This window comes from Formivibrio sp. oc-25, from assembly GCF_055810895.1.
In genome coordinates this window covers 1-15130 of record NZ_JBVVOL010000002.1, presented here as the reverse complement: position 1 = coordinate 15130, position 15130 = coordinate 1, and the positions used below count along the sequence as shown (strand labels likewise).

The following is a 15130-nucleotide window of genomic DNA, read 5'->3' as shown; positions in this document are numbered from 1 at the left end:
CGACAGGCACCGCTACAAACACATCTGGTCGTCCCTTGGGCCACAAGCCCGACGCGACGGCGGCAAGCCCGGACTATGGACTGCTGATGGAAGTGCTGAACACGCCGGTAATGACCGACAGACCCGACCAACGCCTGGATGCGTTTTTGCGGGTATACGTTCAGCAGCATAATCTTCCCCGGCAGGACCGCTCACATATTCATGTTCAACTTAGAGACAGGGATTGAACCGATGGAAATCTCGGGTGCAGAGATCATCGTGCGCAGCCTGGCTGAAGAAGGCGTTGAATTCGTCTTCGGCTACCCTGGCGGCGCCGTTCTGGAAATTTACGACGCAATTTTCAAACAAAATGCTTTCAAGCATGTGCTGGTACGCCACGAGCAGGCCGCCGCGCATGCTGCGGACGCCTATTCGCGCTCCAGCAAGAAAGTCGGCGTATGCCTCGTGACCTCCGGTCCGGGTGCAACCAATGCGCTGACCGGTATTGCCACCGCTTATATGGATTCGATTCCGATGGTGGTGATCTCCGGCCAGGTCGGCACTGCCGGCATTGGTCTGGATGCGTTCCAGGAAGTCGACATGGTCGGCTGTTCACGTCCGATTGTGAAGCACAACTTCCTGGTGAAGGATGTGCGCGATCTGGCCGTCACGATCAAGAAGGCCTTCCACATCGCCTCCAGCGGCCGCCCCGGCCCGGTGGTCATCGATGTGCCCAAGGATGTCACGATCCACAAGACCGAATTCAGCTATCCGGCCTCGATTGCGATCCGCAGCTACAACCCGCCGACCAAGGGCCATCCTGGCCAGATCAGGAAGGCTGTGCAGCTGATCGGCGAAGCCAAGCGACCGATGATCTATGTTGGCGGCGGCGCCGTACAGGGCAATGCCGGCGCGGAAGTCACCGAGCTGGTGAAGCTGCTCAATGCACCGTGTACCAACACGCTGATGGGTCTGGGTGCGCTCGATGGCACCGATTCGCACTTCCTCGGCATGCCCGGCATGCACGGCACTTTTGAAGCCAACCTGGCCATGCAGTATTGCGATGTGCTGGTGGCGATCGGCGCGCGTTTTGATGACCGCGTGATTTCGGTACCGAACCATTTCCTGTCGCAACCCAAGCGCATCATTCATATCGATGTCGATCCGTCCTCGATCGCCAAGCGTGTGAAGGTCGATATTCCTATCGTCGGCGATGTGAAGCATGTGCTGACCGACATGCTGGCCATGCTGAAGGAAACCGGCATCCGTCCGCACACGGAAGGTCTGGCCGATTGGTGGAAACAGGTTGAAGCCTGGCGTGCACCGAAATGCCTGGATTACGCCACCTCGGAAGAGAAGATCAAGCCGCAGTACGTGATGCAAAAGCTGTGGGAAGTGACCAATGGCGAAGCCATCGTGACTTCCGACGTCGGCCAGCACCAGATGTGGACGGCGCAGTACTACAAGTTCCGCCGCCCGCGTCAGTGGATCAACTCCGGCGGTCTGGGCACGATGGGTTTTGGCCTGCCGGCCGCCATCGGTGCGCAACTGGCCAATCCGGATACGCCGGTAGTCTGCGTGACGGGCGAAGGCTCGATCCAGATGAATATCCAGGAGCTTTCCACCTGCAAGCAGTTCCATGTGCCGGTGAAGATCGTGCTGCTAAATAACCGCTACCTGGGCATGGTGCGCCAGTGGCAGGAATTCTTCTACGGTAACCGCTATTCGGAATCGTACATGGATGCCCTGCCCGACTTCGAGAAGCTGGCCGAAGCCTACGGCCATGTCGCCATCCGCGTGGAAAAGCCGCAGGATGTCGAAGCCGCGCTGCGCGAAGCCTTCACCACGCACAAGGAACGTACTGTTTTCCTCAATTTCATTACGGATCAGAGCGAAAACGTGTTCCCGATGGTGCAAAACGGCAAGGGTCTGAACCAGATGGATCTGCCGGCGCACATGAGTGGCATGCAGCAGACGCCTTTCGAAAACAACCGTGATTACGGCAATCTTTGCTGAGAAGGGAGAGGAAACCATGCGTCATATTCTGTCCATTCTCATCGAGAACGAAGCCGGCGCGCTCTCGCGCGTGACCGGCCTGTTTTCGGCCCGTGGCTACAACATTGATTCGCTGACGGTGCAAGTGACCGAAGATCCGACCATGAGCCGCATGACCATCGTCACGCACGGCTCGGACGACATCATCGAGCAGATCACCAAGCAGTTGAACAAGCTGGTGGAAGTGGTGAAAGTGATCGACCTCAACGAGGCCGAACACATCGAACGCGAACTGATGCTGATCAAGGTACGCGCCACCGGCAAGGATCGCGAGGAAATGAAGCGGATGGCCGACATCTTCCGCGGCCGCATCATCGATGTGACCGAGAAGACCTACACCATCGAGCTGACTGGCCCGGGCGAGAAGCTGGATGCCTTCATCAAGGCAATCGATCCGGCTACCATTCTGGAAACCGTGCGTACCGGCGCCTCGGGCATCGGTCGCGGCGAACGGATTTTGAAAATCTAGTGAACTAGTGAAGGTGTGAACTAGTGAACGAGACTGGATCAACACTCGCTCACCCCTTCACTTTTCACTTGTTCACTCTCTGAAAACGAAAGGAAACTGCAAATGAAGGTTTACTACGATAAAGACGCCGACCTCTCCCTGATCAAGGGCAAGCAAGTCGCCATCATCGGCTACGGCTCGCAAGGCCACGCCCACGCGCAAAACCTGCGCGATTCCGGCGTGAACGTGGTGGTTGGTCTGCGCCGTGGCGGCGCTTCCTGGTCCAAGGTTGAAGCCGCTGGCTTGAAGGTCATGGAAGTCAACGATGCAGTGAAGAGCGCTGACGTTGTCATGATGCTGCTGCCGGATGAAAACATCCCCGAGGTCTACAACAACAACGTAGCCCCGAACATCAAGCAAGGTGCTGCGCTGGCCTTCGCCCACGGCTTCAACGTGCATTACAACCAGGTTGTACCGCGCGCCGATCTGGACGTGATCATGGTTGCCCCGAAAGGCCCGGGCCACACCGTGCGTTCCGAATACCTGAAGGGTGGTGGCGTACCGTCGCTGATCGCCGTGTACCAGGACAAGTCGGGCAAGGCCAAGGACATCGCTCTGTCCTATGCCGCTGCCAATGGCGGTACCAAGGGTGGCGTGATCGAAACCGATTTCCGCGAAGAAACCGAAACCGACTTGTTCGGCGAACAGGCCGTGCTGTGCGGCGGCGCCGTTGAACTGGTGAAGATGGGCTTCGAAACCCTGACCGAAGCTGGCTACGCGCCGGAAATGGCTTACTTCGAATGCCTGCACGAACTGAAGCTGATCGTTGACCTCATGTACGAAGGCGGCATCGCCAACATGAACTACTCGATCTCCAACAACGCCGAATATGGCGAATACGTGACCGGTCCGGAAGTGATCAACGCCCAGTCGCGCGAAGCGATGCGCGCAGCACTGAAGCGCATCCAGACCGGCGAATACGCCAAGATGTTCATCCAGGAAGGCAAGACCAACTACCCGAGCATGACCGCTCGCCGTCGTCTGAACGCCGTGCACCCGATCGAAGTGGTCGGTGGCCAGCTGCGCGCAATGATGCCGTGGATCGCCAAGAACAAACTGGTTGACCAGAGCAAGAACTGATCATCGGTTAGATCCGTTAAAAAAACCTCGCTGGCAACAGCGAGGTTTTTTGTTGGCACGATCATTTCACGGCCAGGAATCCCAAGCCGACATGAGCGAGCAGCATGGCGGTTTCATGCAACGGCAAGCCCATCACCCCGGTGAAGCTGCCATCCAGATGTTCGACAAACAGGCCGCCCAAGCCCTGGATGCCATAGCTACCGGCTTTGTCATGCGGCTCGCCACTGGCCACATAGGCGGCGATCTGGGCATCGCTCATGGCCGCGAAGCGCACGCGGCTGGTGGAAAGCACCGTGTCACAGCCGGATTGCGTGCGCAATGCCACGGCCGTCAGCACTTCATGCGTGGTGCCGGAGAGCATTTTCAGCATGGCTATCGCCTGGGCATCATCCTCGGGCTTGCCCAGCAGATGATCAGCCAGCGCCACCGTGGTATCGGCACCGAGTACGGGGCGTACCGGCAGGCCCTGTGCCTGCATCTGCAGCCAGCCGGCTTCGGCCTTGGCGCTCGCCAGACGCAGCACATAGTCATGCGCGAGCTCATCGGGCAAGGGCGTTTCGTCGACCGGTGCGCTGATTTTTTCGAATGTCACGTGGATTTGGGCCAGCAACTCGCGTCGGCGCGGGCTGCCGGAAGCCAGGTAGAGATCAATCACGGTATTTCTGTTCCGGATGCAATAAACTATCGATTCTATCAATGCCGGAGGTAGCCATGTCTTTCCAGAATCCGTCCGATGACGAAATCCGTACCTTCTTGCAGAAAATGAAGCATATCGCCGTGGTCGGGCTTTCACCCAAACCGGATCGGCCCAGTTTTGGCGTGGCGCAAGTGATGCAGGATGCCGGCTACCGCATCATCCCGGTACATCCCGGTGCCAGCGAGATTCTCGGGGAAAAGGCCTGGCCGGATCTGGCCAGTGTGCCGGATGCGATTGATCTGGTCGACATGTTCCGCAAGGCGGAAGATGTCGATGCCGTAGTCGACGAGGCCATCCGCCTGAAGTTGCCGGCAATCTGGATCCAGCTCGGCATCATCAACGAAGCGGCGGCTGAACGCGCCCGCGCTGCCGGTATGTTCGTGGTGATGGATCGCTGCCTGAAAGTGGAATGGCGGCGGCTTTGTGCCTGAGGATCTGTCATCGTCTTGCAGCGAGATTCTTTTGCCGCGGACGCTGAGCAGGGCTTGGGGCGCTTTTAAATTTGAATCCATACGGCTTTGCCGCTACGCTTGCGGCAATCCGACAAACATTAGCGTTTACTTATGAATCTGCGCTTTACCAAAATGCACGGCCTGGGCAACGATTTCATGGTCATCGATGGCGTGACCCAGCCGGTGCAATTGAATACTGATCTGATCCGCCGTTTCGGTGATCGACACTTCGGTATCGGCTTTGATCAACTGCTGCTGGTCGAGCGCTCGAAACAGCCGGGTGTGGATTTCCGCTATCGCATCTTCAATTGCGATGGCAGCGAAGTAGAACAGTGCGGCAATGGCGCACGCTGCTTTGCCCGTTTCGTCTATGACCAGGGGCTGACCGACAAGCGAGAAATTGCCGTCGAAACCGCCAGAGGCCTGATCTACCCGCGCCTGGAAGACAGCGGCGAAGTCACCGTCAACATGGGCCAGCCGCGTTTTCTGCCGGCGGAAATCCCGTTCGTGGCCGAAGCCGATAGCGTGATTCACCCGCTTGATATCGCCGGGAAATCATTCGATATCACCGTGGTTTCCATGGGCAACCCGCATGCGGTGCAAGTGGTAGCCGATGTGGATACCGCGCCGGTGACCGAACACGGCCCGCTGATCGAGCACCACCCGCGCTTTCCGCAACGCGTGAATGCCGGCTTTATGCAGATCGTTTCGCGTAATGCGATCCGCCTGCGCGTGTTCGAACGCGGTGCGGGTGAAACGCTGGCTTGCGGCACTGGCGCCTGCGCTGCCGTGGTAGCTGGCATCCGGCGTGGCTTGCTCGATGCCACCGTGCGCGTCAGCACACATGGCGGCGAACTCACGATTCAGTGGGCAGGTGGCAGCGAACCGGTGCTGATGACCGGCCCGGCTGTCACCGTATACGAAGGTCATCTGACTATCTGACCGTTTCAGGGAGAAAACGCAATGCAGCCGATCGAAATCGTGGAATGGCTTCGGCAAAACCCGGCTTTTTTTGAAGATTTTGCCGATGATCTGGCACAGATCTATGTGCCGCACACGCATCGCGGCCATGCCATTTCGCTGGCAGAGCGGCAACTGCTGACCCTGCGCGAGAAAAATCGCGAGCTGGAAATCCGTCTGGGTGAATTGCTGCAGTTCGGCGAGGAAAATGATGTCACTTCGGAGCGGCTGCATCGGCTCACCGTCGACCTGATGCGCGCGGTCGATCTGGCCGGCGTGATCGGCACGCTCGAATATCATCTGCGCGAACGCTTCGGCGTGCCGCACGTGGCTTTGCGCCTGTGGTTGCCCGGCACGCAGGCCAGCTTGCGCGAATTCGAACCGGTCGGAGCCGACGTGCTCCGGCTCGCCGGCAATCTGGTTTCCCCCTACTGCGGGCAATATGTCACCGAAGAAGTGCTGGGCTGGTTCGGAGAAGCCGCAAGCGGGCTGAAATCGTTTGCCCAGTTCGCGCTGCGCAAGGGTGAAGAGCCTTTCGGCATTCTGGTCATGGCCAGTGAAGACAGCGAACGCTTCTACCCGGACATGGGTACGCTCTACCTGCAGCGACTGTCGGAACTGGTTTCCGCTGCCCTGCTGCGCGCCATACCGGCAACCAGCGACTGATGGCCGAAACACCGGAGGCTGGCGATGATCCGTACATCGCCCACTTCCTGCGCCAGCTGGCCAGCGAAGAAGGCGCCAGCCCGCACACGCTGGCGGCCTATGCGCGCGATCTGCACTGGCTGACCAGGCTGGCCAATGGCCGTAGCGCTGCCGTGCTGACGCCAGTCGATATGCGCGGCTTCGTGCGCCAGCTGGCAGCGCACAAGCTGAGTGGGCGCAGCATTGCCCGCATGCTGGCGGCCTGGCGCGCCTTTTACCGCGTCATGCAGCGTGACAAGGGTTGGCCCGCCAATCCGGCCGATGGTGTGCGGCCGCCGCGTAGCGCCAAAAAACTGCCCGCGGCCATGACCACCGATGCAATTGGCGGATTCCTCGACAATCTGCCCGCTGACGATACTCTCGCTTGTCGCGACAAGGCGATCTTCGAGCTGGCTTATTCATCCGGCTTGCGCGTGGCAGAACTTGCCGGCCTGCAACTGGACGATCTGGATCTGGCCAACGGCATGGCAACGGTATTGGGCAAAGGCGGCAAGACTCGCGTTGTGCCGGTTGGCAGCCAGGCAGCCGACGCATTGCAGCACTGGCTAGCGCAGCGGGTGTTGCTTGCGGCGGGTGGCGAGACCGCCGTTTTCGTCGGCAAACACGGCCAGCGCCTGACCACCCGCGCCATCGAACTGCGCCTGGATCACTGGCGCCGCCAGCTCGGTTTGTCCGAACCGCTTTATCCGCACAAACTGCGCCACAGTTGCGCCAGCCATTTACTGCAATCATCGGGCGATTTGCGCGCGGTACAGGAGCTGCTCGGTCATGCCAGCATTGCCACCACGCAGGTCTATACCCACCTGGATTTCCAGCACCTGGCCGATATCTACGACAAGACACACCCGCGCGCCAAAAAGAACGACTGAATCAGCCAATGTCTTCTTGATAGTCAAACAAGTCATAGCCCATTTGCTGCTCGATCAGCTTGAGTGCCCGCACCACTTTTTCACCGCTTGGCGTCATGACTGACAACTCGTGCAGCGGAATATAGCTTCCCTTGCTGGCGGCAATACGGGCAGGCTGCCGGATGCTGGAGATTTCCGGCAGCAATACCGCCGGCAAGCCGGCTCCGTCCGAGGAGGTTGGACGGATCAATACCGGTATGGCCTTGGGAGACAATACCTGCAGGCCCATCTCGATCCCGCCGCTGTCGTTGGTCTGCAGCCAGCGGACTGATGCCACCATCCACCCGGCCTGCGGCGTGCGCAAGGCCACGATCTCACCTGCGCGCACCTGCTCTTCGAGCACCGAAACTGCACGGATGGCAAACCCGCCCGGACTCTCGTTGATGATCTGCCAACTGGAAAGCGTACAGGGCATGGCATCACCGGCTTCCGGCCAATCTGCGCCGCCGGGCAGGCACCGCGCCATGGTTTCCCGCAACGGCGATTCATCGTTTTCATGCAGATGAAATACCACGGCAGGCAAACCCAGTGCCAGCTCGACCAGTGAGTGAGAGGGAATGCGCTGAAATACCCGCTGCGGTGCAATCGCCCACTGGCGCAAGGCACGACGCAAAATCTGCAGGCGTGCCAACAGGCGCGCACGGTCTTGCACCTGCGGTGCCTTGGCTTCGATCGCGGCCTCGGTCTTGTGCAGGTGGCGCGATAACTCGGTGGTATCGAACAGGATCGTGCCGGTGAGCGCCGGATCGATGGTACGACTGCCAATGTAGCGCGGGGGCTTGTCGCTCTCCAGCTCGATCAGAAAATAACCGGCGCTACCAGCCAGACGCGAAACCGGCAGAAAATGGGCCAGATGGCCATAGCTTTCCACCAGCTCGACCACTTTGTCCTGTTCTGCCGGAGCAAAGCGCAAGGGATCGGCCAGTGAAAACAGGAGAATATACTTGTACAGGCAGGCAATTGAGCGATTCTTGGGCTCGCCCGGCTCATCCAGGAACTGGTGCTTGATGCCCAGGCGAAACAGTTGATGCAATTCCCCCCACAACCCTGTCGGCATGGGCAAATACAGCCGGGAGCTCAGGCGATAAAACCGCCAGATGCTCAGCAGGATCCGCTGAACCAATACCGGATCGGCTTTGCCGCCACCGCCAAACAGCGAGCGTTTTTCCAGGCGGTTCACCAGGGCGATCTTCCAGCCAATGGCCATTTCCTGCCACAGGTTGCGATGCAGCGTCGCAGCCAGTTTTGCCGTCTCCTTCAGCGGAATGCCACTGCCTTGGCTCGCGACATCAAAGCTGCCTGCCAGCAATTCCAGCATCGATTCATACTCGGCCAGCAATTTGACGCGTACATCGGCCGTCAGCTCGATGCGGTTGAGCGAGGCGAGCGCATCATGTATCGGTCGCGCCGCCGCGGTGATGTCGGAGGTCGGCAGGCTGATCAGCCAGGCGCGCAGCCGGGCCGGATCGGTCTCGACCATCGTGGCGAGCTCCGGTGCGATTTCAGGCAGATCAAGCAGTAATTGCATGGATCACATCACTTGTTCAAGCGTTAGGGCCAGCGCATTCAACGTGCCTTGTACCAGCCATTGCGCAGCGCCATCATCCAGAATATAGGGCGGCATGAAATACACGGTTGCACCTATCGGCCTCAGCAACAAGCCCTGTTGCAGTGCCTCTGCAAAAAATCGCTGGGCAAAACCGGCACCTGCGTCAGCTACATCGAATGCCCAGATCATGCCTGTACGCCGCCAGTTTCTGACTCGCGGATGCTGCCGGAGCGGGGTAAATAGCTGATCCAGCCGCAGCGCTTTCTGCGCGTTGGCGGCAATCACGTCATCGTCATGGAAAATATCCAGTGTTGCCAGGGCCGCCGCGCAAGCCAGTGGGTTTCCGGTATACGAGTGCGAATGCAGAAACGCGCGCGCCATATCATCATGGTAGAAAGCGCCGTAAATTTCACCCTCACACAAGACGCACGCAAGCGGCAAGTAACCACCGGTAATGCCTTTTGAAAGACAAAGCAGGTCGGGACGGATGCCGGCTTGCTCACAAGCGAACATGGTGCCGGTGCGGCCAAAGCCTACAGCGATCTCGTCCGCGATCAGGTGCACGTTGAAACGATCACACAGCGCGCGTGCACGGCGCAGGTAATGGGCATCGTACATCGCCATGCCGGCAGCACCCTGCACCAGTGGCTCCAGAATCAGCGCGGCAATTTCAGGGTGCTTATCCGCCAGCAACCGTTCCAACGCCAGGGCGGCCCGTTCGGCCACATCCTGCGCAGATTCACCCGCTACGGCCTGGCGCCAATCCGGGTTGGGCACGCAATAATTTTCACGCACGAGCGGGGCATAGGCCGTCCGGAAAATCGGGACATCCGTCACCGATAGCGCACCCAGCGTTTCGCCGTGATAGCTGTTTTCCAGATAGATGAAACGGTTCTTGTGCGGTTGACCCTGGTTGCGCCAGTAATGGGCGCTCATTTTCAGGGCAATTTCGGTGGCCGAGGCGCCATCGGAACCATAAAAGGCATGACCGAGCCCGGTCAGCTGTGCCAGGCGTTCCGACAGCTGTACCACCGGCTCATGGGTAAAACCGGCCAGCATCACATGCTCGAGCCGATCCATTTGCGCCCGGATGGCAGCCTTGATGCGTGGTTCGTTATGGCCAAACAGGTTGACCCACCAGCTCGATACCGCATCCAGATAGCGCTTGCCATCGCAATCAATCAGCCAGGCGCCCTCCCCCCGGCTGATCGGAATAAGGGGGAAGGATTCATGCTGTTTCATCTGGCTGCAGGGATGCCAGACAGCAGCCAGGCTGCGCTGCAGCAGTTCTTGGTTGGTCATGATCAAGCAGAGGCAAAAAAGCGCATTCTGACGCAAAAATGTTTCGCAGACAGCATCGACCGTCGGCGATCAATGCAGACCGGTCATATGGCCGCCCGCATCGACCCGAATCCGCTCACTGGCGGGATGTTCGGGCAAGCCTGGCATGGTCATGATATTGCCGCAGTGCACCACCAGAAAACCGGCCCCGCGCGCCAGGCTCACATCGCGTACCGGCAGCGGCATGCAAGTCGCCGCGCCAGTCTGGCGCGGATCACCGGAAAAAGAGAACGGGGTTTTGGCGATACATACCGGGTAGTGCCGATATGCCTGATCCAGCCTGTCGATTTCGTTCCTGACCGCCTCGGGTGCATTTACCCCGCTGGCGCCATAGATACGCATGGCAACAGTTTCAATTTTCTGCCACAGCGGCAAATCGTCCGCATACAGCAAGGTGAACCGGTTCTCCATCTGCGCGATGGCATGGATGACTGATTGGGCAAGCTGTTGCGCACCGGTACCGCCTTGCGCCCAATGCTGGCTGATCTCGCAGGCAATGCCATTGCGGGCGCACTCCTGCTGCACCAGCGCCAGTTCTGCGGCGCTATCTGTCGGGAAAGGATTGATCGCCACCACCACGGGCAGGCCGAAATGCCCGCGTAAATTGGCGTGATGCCGCAGCAGGTTGGCCATCCCCGCCCGTAGCGCAGGGCAATTTTCCTGTGCCAGATCTTTTTCCGCTACGCCGCCATGGAACTTGAGGGCGCGCACCGTTGCCACCAGAACGGCCAGCGCAGGCGTCAAGCCCCCCTGCCGACACTTGATATCGATGAACTTTTCCGCCCCAAGGTCGGCGCCAAAGCCGGCCTCGGTCACAACATAGTCGGCCAGCTTGAGTGCCGTACGCGTCGCCAGCAAGGAACTGCAGCCATGGGCGATATTGGCAAATGGTCCGCCATGCACCAGCGCCAGATTGTGTTCCAGCGTCTGGACCAGATTGGGTTTCAGCGCATCCTGCAGCAGCGCAGTCATCGCCCCGATGATTTTCAGGTCGCGCGCCAGGATCGGCACCCTTCCGTCGTTGCCGCCATAGGCGATCAGCATATTGCCCAGACGTTCCTGCAGTTCGGTCAGTGATTCGCTCAGGCACAGGATGGCCATGATTTCTGACGCGACCGTGAGATCGAAGTGCTCCTCGCGCGGGATGGAACCCTGTGGCCCACCCTGACCAATCGTGATATTGCGCAAGGCCCGGTCGTTCATGTCCATGACCCGATGCCAGGCAATGCGGCGCGGGTCGATGCGCAAGGCATTGCCATGGTGCAGGTGGTTATCGATATGCGCCGCCAGCAGATTGTGCGCAGCGGTAACGGCGTGGAAGTCGCCGGTAAAATGCAGGTTGATGGCATTGCGCGGGGCAACCTGAGCCCAGCCGCCACCCGTCGCACCGCCCTTGATGCCAAAGCAGGGGCCAAGCGACGGCTCGCGCAAACAGACAATCGCCTTGTGTCCCAGCCGATTCAGCGCATCGGTCAGCCCGATCGCGGTCGTGGTCTTGCCCTCGCCGGAAGGGGTGGGCGTGATCGCGGTGACCAGAATCAGCTTGCCCGATGGCCGGTCCTGCAACTGCTGGAGGGTGTCGAGGGTTATTTTCGCCTTGTCCTGGCCATAGCATTCCAATGCTGCAGCAGGAATTCCGGCCTTTTGCTCTGCCAGGCCAGCGATGGGCAGCAACGTGACGGATTCGGCAATCTCACTGTCGGAAAGCACTTCTGGCCTCCGTGGACGATAGCGCTACTTGATAAACTGCCGGCGCACCCGATCCAGATGCTTGCGCATGGCACTGCGCGCCTTGCGTGAATCGCGCTGACGGATGGCCTCGACGATGGTGCGATGCTCTTCCAGTACCGCTGTCTGTTCCGCCGCGCCAGTAAAGCGTTCTTCAAATGCCCGATAAACCGGCAACGTGCGCTGCGCCCAGAGGAACTGCACCAGATCGATCAGGGTCTGGCTGCCGCTGGCCACCACGACCGCCATATGGAAATGCTGGTCTTCTGCCAGAAAGCGCGTGCGATCGTTGATCACGCCCTCCATGGCAACCAGCGAGGCATCCAGCGCCGCCAACTGTTCCTCGGTCGCATTTTCCGCAGCCAGTCCTGCCACTTCACCTTCGAGCATCATGCGTGCCTGCAACTGTTCCAGCGGGCTGTTTTCGTCTGCGGTTTCCGCCAGAGGGATACGGCGATCGCACACCAGCACGCCGTCGCCCACGCGCACCTCGACCAGGCCCATGACTTCGAGCGCAATCAGCGCCTCGCGCACCGATGGCCGGCTGACGCCCATCTGTTGCGCCAGATCCCGCTCGGATGGCAAATAACTGCCCGGGGCAAATACACCGGAACGAATGCGTGCTTCCAGCGCATCGGCAATCTGCTTGTACAGACGCCGCGATTGGAATACCGGCAATTCTGCGTTTGTACCGTTGGATTGCGAAAGTTCCTGTGCCATGTCTTGCCTATTGTTTATAACGGGTTACGAGTCGGTCAGAACGATATCCGAAGCATGATCTCATTCTATAACCAGCTCCGACGAGCGGATACATTATCTGTTGCAGCCAGAAAATTATACGCCTATACTTTAATCAATGGTCTTACCAATTTACCTTTTGACCATTTAGTCTTTAGCCCTCACCCAAGGAGCATAACCATGAAAATGACTTTCCGCTGGTACGGTGATTCCGATCCGGTCTCCCTGCAATACATCCGCCAGATCCCGGGCATGACCGGTATCGTTTCCGCGATTTATGACGTGCCGGTTGGTGAAGTCTGGCCGGTAGAAAAGATCCAGGCCCTGAAAGCCAAGATCGAAGCCGCAGGCCTGGAATTTGAAGTGGTCGAATCGGTACCGGTGCACGAAGACATCAAGCTCGGCAAGCCGAGCCGTGATCGCCTGATCGCCAACTACCAGCAGAACATCCGCAACCTGGGCGCCTGCGGCATCAAGGTCATCTGCTACAACTTCATGCCGGTGTTCGACTGGACCCGCACCACGCTGGACAAGCAATTGCCGGACGGCTCGACCTGCCTGGCCTTCAGCGCCCAGGAAGCCGACGAAATCGACGTGAGCAAGGGCATTTCCCTGCCGGGTTGGGATGCCAGCTACAAGACCGACGAACTGAAAGCCCTGCTGGCCGAATACGCCCAGGTTGGCGAAGCCAAGCTGTGGGAAAACCTCGAATACTTCCTCAAGGCGATCATTCCGGTAGCGGAAGAAGCTGGCGTGAAGATGGCCATCCACCCGGATGATCCTCCCCGCCCCATCTTCGGCCTGCCGCGCATCGTCAAGAACCGTGACGACCTCGCCCGCATCCTGGGCATCGTCAATTCCCCGGCCAACGGCCTGACCCTGTGCTCGGGTTCGCTCGGTGCCGGTTACGAAAACAGCGTGGAAGCCATGGTGCGCGAATTCGCCCCGCAAGGCCGCATCCACTTCGCCCACCTGCGCAATGTGTACGTGACCCCGGCTGGTGACTTTGAAGAAACCGCCCACCTGTCTTCCTGTGGCTCGCTCGACATGGCCGCCATCATCAAGGCCTACCACGATGCAGGTCAGCCCTTCTATGCCCGTCCGGACCACGGCCGCATGATCTGGGGCGAAACCGGCAAGCCGGGTTACGGCCTGTATGACCGCGCACTGGGCGCGATGTACCTGATCGGCCTGTGGGAAGCCGTCGACAAGTACGGCTCCAAGCAAGCCGCCTGATTCATGCCCCATCTGTAATTGAATCCTGTCGCTGCCTTTGGACCGCGGCAGGATTCTCTCCACGCCATACCGCACCCGCAGCATGGCAAAGCTTGTTGCACCCTATAAAAATGCTTCTCTCACTTCGAATGGAGAACTCAAATGTCCTTACCCAATTTCAATGATCTCGCAGGAAAAGTTGCCGTTGTGACCGGCGGCGGCGGCATTCTGTGCGCCGACATGGCTCGCGCACTGGCCGAAGCCGGTGCCAAGGTCGCCATCCTCGACCTGAAGCTGGAATCCGCCGAAGCCGTTGCCGCTTCGATCCGTGCCGAAGGCGGCCAAGCCATTGCCGTAGCAGCCAACGTGCTGGAACGCGCTTCGCTGGAAGCCGCTGCCGCAGAAGTGCTGGCCAAGATCGGCCAGTGCGACATCCTGATCAACGGCGCCGGCGGCAATCATCCGAAGGGCACCACCACCAAGGAAAACCTGACCCTGGCTGACTTCCAGCAAGCCGATGCCTCGATCACCAGCTTCTTTGATCTGGACCCGGATGGCATCCGCTTCGTATTCGACCTGAACTTCCTCGGCTCGCTGATGCCGACCCAGGTATTCGCCAAGCAGATGGTTGGCCGCAGCGGCTGCAGCATCATCAATATTTCGTCGATGAACGCCTACCGCCCGCTGACCAAGATCCCGGCCTACAGCGCCGCCAAGGCTGCCGTGAGCAACTTCACCCAGTGGCTGGCCGTGCACTTCGCCCCGGTCGGCATCCGCGTGAACGCCATCGCCCCGGGCTTCTTCGTCACCAACCAGAACCGCGCTCTGTTGTTCACGGAAGACGGCCAACCGACCGCACGTGCCGGCAAGATTCTGGGCAACACCCCGATGGGTCGCTTTGGCGAATCCAAGGAACTGATCGGCTCGCTGATGTTCCTGACCTCTGAAGAAGCCTCCGGTTTCGTCAACGGCGTAGTTGTGCCGGTGGATGGCGGTTTCTCGGCCTACTCTGGCGTGTAACTTCCAGAAGCTGTTCCACACAGCAAAAAGCCTCTATCCGGGAATCTGGATAGAGGCTTTTAATTTGCCGACAGGAATCGGGTTATGAGTGCGCCAAATATGAATTACTTTATTATTCTGTAAACCGGCATGCAAAACTTTCCAGGTTTCCGGGGTGATCGGCATCCAATAGTTTCCACCCCGGGTTGTGCAACC

Annotated in this window: 14 protein-coding genes; 9 read left to right on the top strand and 5 right to left on the bottom strand. The window is 59.3% G+C overall.

Annotation, left to right across the window (positions count from 1 at the left end):
• Positions 1–231: 231 nt before the first annotated feature.
• The 3 genes from ilvB to ilvC all read left to right on the top strand — a co-directional run bounded on the left by ilvB (position 232) and on the right by ilvC (position 3622).
• Positions 232–1995, top strand: coding sequence for a biosynthetic-type acetolactate synthase large subunit (ilvB, locus tag AC0KVQ_RS01480; RefSeq protein WP_473419331.1), 1764 nt, complete (start codon positions 232–234; stop codon positions 1993–1995).
• 16 nt (positions 1996–2011) lie between these two features.
• Positions 2012–2503, top strand: coding sequence for an acetolactate synthase small subunit (ilvN, locus tag AC0KVQ_RS01475; RefSeq protein ID WP_473419330.1), 492 nt, complete (start codon positions 2012–2014; stop codon positions 2501–2503).
• A gap of 96 nt (positions 2504–2599) precedes the next feature.
• Positions 2600–3622, top strand: a complete 1023-nt coding sequence (gene ilvC / locus AC0KVQ_RS01470; protein ID WP_473419544.1) for a ketol-acid reductoisomerase — start codon at positions 2600–2602, stop codon at positions 3620–3622.
• 61 nt (positions 3623–3683) lie between these two features.
• Here the strand turns inward: ilvC and AC0KVQ_RS01465 are convergent, their stop codons facing one another.
• Entirely contained in the window at positions 3684–4277 is a 594-nt protein-coding gene (locus AC0KVQ_RS01465) for a Maf family protein (protein WP_473419329.1), read from the bottom strand.
• Between the two features lie 56 nt (positions 4278–4333).
• Here AC0KVQ_RS01465 and AC0KVQ_RS01460 point away from each other — a divergent pair, with 56 nt between their 5' ends.
• From AC0KVQ_RS01460 to AC0KVQ_RS01445, 4 genes are all read left to right on the top strand, one after another.
• A complete protein-coding gene (locus tag AC0KVQ_RS01460) occupies positions 4334–4750 on the top strand; it encodes a CoA-binding protein (protein ID WP_473419328.1) in 417 nt (138 codons plus the stop codon).
• Positions 4751–4882: 132 nt separating this feature from the next.
• The gene (dapF, locus tag AC0KVQ_RS01455; protein WP_473419327.1) at positions 4883–5713 is read left to right on the top strand and encodes a diaminopimelate epimerase; all 831 of its coding nucleotides are present in this window, start codon (positions 4883–4885) and stop codon (positions 5711–5713) included.
• 21 nt (positions 5714–5734) lie between these two features.
• Positions 5735–6397, top strand: coding sequence for a DUF484 family protein (locus AC0KVQ_RS01450; RefSeq protein WP_473419326.1), 663 nt, complete (start codon positions 5735–5737; stop codon positions 6395–6397).
• Positions 6397–7305 carry a tyrosine recombinase XerC gene (locus tag AC0KVQ_RS01445; RefSeq protein ID WP_473419325.1) on the top strand — a complete coding sequence of 303 codons (909 nt, stop codon included), beginning with the start codon at positions 6397–6399 and terminating at the stop codon, positions 7303–7305. Before AC0KVQ_RS01450 ends, AC0KVQ_RS01445 begins: the two co-directional genes overlap by 1 nt.
• A gap of 1 nt (position 7306) precedes the next feature.
• On the opposite strand, the gene AC0KVQ_RS01440 is transcribed toward AC0KVQ_RS01445, so the two are convergent.
• From AC0KVQ_RS01440 to AC0KVQ_RS01425, 4 genes are all read right to left on the bottom strand, one after another.
• Entirely contained in the window at positions 7307–8872 is a 1566-nt protein-coding gene (locus tag AC0KVQ_RS01440; protein ID WP_473419324.1) for a hypothetical protein, read from the bottom strand.
• 3 nt (positions 8873–8875) lie between these two features.
• Entirely contained in the window at positions 8876–10195 is a 1320-nt protein-coding gene (bioA, locus tag AC0KVQ_RS01435) for an adenosylmethionine--8-amino-7-oxononanoate transaminase (RefSeq protein WP_473419323.1), read from the bottom strand.
• Positions 10196–10264: 69 nt separating this feature from the next.
• Entirely contained in the window at positions 10265–11944 is a 1680-nt protein-coding gene (locus tag AC0KVQ_RS01430) for a formate--tetrahydrofolate ligase (RefSeq protein ID WP_473419322.1), read from the bottom strand.
• Between the two features lie 24 nt (positions 11945–11968).
• On the bottom strand, positions 11969–12682 hold the full coding sequence (locus tag AC0KVQ_RS01425; protein ID WP_473419321.1) for a FadR/GntR family transcriptional regulator: 714 nt from the start codon (positions 12680–12682) through the stop codon (positions 11969–11971).
• Positions 12683–12880: 198 nt separating this feature from the next.
• Here AC0KVQ_RS01425 and uxuA point away from each other — a divergent pair, with 198 nt between their 5' ends.
• Positions 12881–13936: a mannonate dehydratase gene (gene uxuA, locus AC0KVQ_RS01420; RefSeq protein ID WP_473419320.1), complete on the top strand. Its 1056-nt coding sequence runs from the start codon at positions 12881–12883 to the stop codon at positions 13934–13936.
• Between the two features lie 141 nt (positions 13937–14077).
• Positions 14078–14935: an SDR family oxidoreductase gene (locus AC0KVQ_RS01415; protein ID WP_473419319.1), complete on the top strand. Its 858-nt coding sequence runs from the start codon at positions 14078–14080 to the stop codon at positions 14933–14935.
• Positions 14936–15130 lie beyond the last annotated feature (195 nt).

Bases quoted from the DNA above. Each gene is read 5' to 3' on its own strand.
- uxuA (WP_473419320.1), top strand. From the start codon at position 12,881: ATGAAAATGACTTTCCGCTGGTACGGTGATTCCGATCCGGTCTCCCTG.
- AC0KVQ_RS01425 (WP_473419321.1), bottom strand. From the start codon at position 12,682: ATGGCACAGGAACTTTCGCAATCCAACGGTACAAACGCAGAATTGCCG.
- dapF (WP_473419327.1), top strand. From the start codon at position 4,883: ATGAATCTGCGCTTTACCAAAATGCACGGCCTGGGCAACGATTTCATG.
- ilvN (WP_473419330.1), top strand. From the start codon at position 2,012: ATGCGTCATATTCTGTCCATTCTCATCGAGAACGAAGCCGGCGCGCTC.
- ilvB (WP_473419331.1), top strand. From the start codon at position 232: ATGGAAATCTCGGGTGCAGAGATCATCGTGCGCAGCCTGGCTGAAGAA.
- bioA (WP_473419323.1), bottom strand. From the start codon at position 10,195: ATGACCAACCAAGAACTGCTGCAGCGCAGCCTGGCTGCTGTCTGGCAT.
- AC0KVQ_RS01445 (WP_473419325.1), top strand. From the start codon at position 6,397: ATGGCCGAAACACCGGAGGCTGGCGATGATCCGTACATCGCCCACTTC.
- AC0KVQ_RS01415 (WP_473419319.1), top strand. From the start codon at position 14,078: ATGTCCTTACCCAATTTCAATGATCTCGCAGGAAAAGTTGCCGTTGTG.
- AC0KVQ_RS01440 (WP_473419324.1), bottom strand. From the start codon at position 8,872: ATGCAATTACTGCTTGATCTGCCTGAAATCGCACCGGAGCTCGCCACG.
- AC0KVQ_RS01460 (WP_473419328.1), top strand. From the start codon at position 4,334: ATGTCTTTCCAGAATCCGTCCGATGACGAAATCCGTACCTTCTTGCAG.
- AC0KVQ_RS01450 (WP_473419326.1), top strand. From the start codon at position 5,735: ATGCAGCCGATCGAAATCGTGGAATGGCTTCGGCAAAACCCGGCTTTT.